Source organism: Undibacterium sp. RuTC16W (assembly GCF_049339445.1).
Lineage (GTDB): Bacteria > Pseudomonadota > Gammaproteobacteria > Burkholderiales > Burkholderiaceae_D > Undibacterium.
In genome coordinates, this window is the sequence record NZ_JBMPPE010000112.1 from 1 (window position 1) to 295 (window position 295).

Below are 295 nucleotides of genomic sequence, written 5' to 3' on the forward strand. Positions count from 1 at the left end.
GGGGAATGCGTTTCACTTCCTGGCGCCTGGGTGTCTGTGATCCCGTAAGTCATGCATCGTCGTCCCGTTCCGCCGCTGGCGGTTGCTTCACCGCCCGGCATACACCTAGGAGAAGAGTATTTCATGGAAGCGAAACTCTACGTTGGAAACCTGCCGTACAGCACCGTGGATGCCGATCTGGAGAGTTTGTTCTCACAGGCCGGCACCGGGAAGTCTGCGCAGGTGATCAAAGATCGTGTCAGCGGACGCTCGAAGGGCTTTGCCTTTGTCGAGATGTCCAGCGCCGAGGAAGCCT

Annotated in this window: 1 protein-coding gene; it reads left to right on the plus strand. The window is 58.3% G+C overall.

The window, feature by feature from the left end; translation table 11 throughout:
• Positions 1 to 123 precede the first annotated feature (123 nt).
• A partial coding sequence (locus tag ACO0K4_RS19725; RefSeq protein ID WP_422958355.1) for an RNA recognition motif domain-containing protein occupies positions 124 to 295 on the plus strand: 172 nt, incomplete at its 3' end.